We start from the raw sequence: 1,284 nt of genomic DNA, 5'->3' as shown, positions 1-1,284 counted from the left end.
ATAATTTTTATTACAAGAATTTATATAAACATTATGATAGATCAAAAGAAGGCAAACAAGGGTTTGATTTTCCTCTCGATGAAGGTGGAACCTTTGATTTTGATGTGTATCCGTTAGATCTGCCAGAGGAAAATATTCCATGAGAATTTTATGAACCGGACCATAATCAACCATGGGATGAAGATGATGAACCATCTAAGCCAAAAGTTTTACAAACAACACAAGATGCAAGTAAATTGGCCGATTTTTTTGCAAATCTACTTAACGGTAGTTTAGGAAGCTATGGTATCCAAAGTGATAAAGATGGCCTTACATTTCAAATAAATTAAATTTTATAATAATTAATTTTTTATTCTAAACCAGATATAAGTCTGGTTTTTTATTATCAATAGGGTTAAAAATTAATATTAAAATGCGAATAAAACTTATTAAGCATGGCTAAAAAATGCCGTTTTTAAGCTAAAATACCTTGTTGAAGTTAAGAACAAAAAATGCGATGAATATTCAAAAGCCTAGATATTTTGTGAATAAAAATTGAAAATTATATACAAAAAGCCCCATTGTTCAAATAGAACAAGAGGAGAATAATAAAAAAAGAAAATTACTTTTCAGAGCTTTAACCAACATTAATAGTACTAATTTGCAGCCCTTACTTATAAAGCAAGTCATACTATAAACTAGAACAAACCAAACCACTAAAAATCTAGCATCTATAAATTCTAAAACTAGTGAACAAAAATGATTTACAATCAGTTTATGAAACTATTAAAAATATTCTGCCAAAGGATACTCTAAATGATATTAGACATAAAAATAAACATATTAAAAATTGATTGGTTGGAAATTCATTACCAAAAAATATAATCTTAGATACTCCACAAAAAAGGTGTCGGATGAGAAAATGAACTAGACAATTTTATTTTTTAGTAAGTAAGGATACTTTGTAAGGAAAAACTATAAAAAATGCTTATAAATTGAATAAATTATGATTAAAAAATTCAGCAAGCGTTGAAAAAAAGTAAATTTATATAAAAATCTGTGTCTAAATATAGGATACGATTTTTAGTTTCTTATTTATAAAAAAATATTAGAACTGTTTGCAAATATATAATAAGCAGCTTATTATAATCGTGAGCTCGTCCCAGTTCAGTATGATCAAAAAAATTTAAGGAATTTACTGATAGAATAGCAATGGAATGTAGTATTAACTTGTTGAATAACTATGAGGTGTTGCCTTCCTCAAATAGCCAAATTGATTTTCCTTGATTGGCAAATAATATTAAT

The 1,284-nt window shown here is 26.6% G+C and carries 1 protein-coding gene; it reads left to right on the top strand.

The features are described 5' to 3' along the window. Positions 1-329: hypothetical protein (locus tag ACWXVK_RS03225; RefSeq protein WP_456017249.1), on the top strand; the 329-nt coding region annotated here is incomplete at its 5' end. Positions 330-1,284: the final 955 nt, after the last annotated feature.

The sequence above is a fragment of the Mycoplasma sp. 3398 genome (genome assembly GCF_053851555.1).
This window is presented reverse-complemented; position numbering and strand designations above follow the sequence as displayed.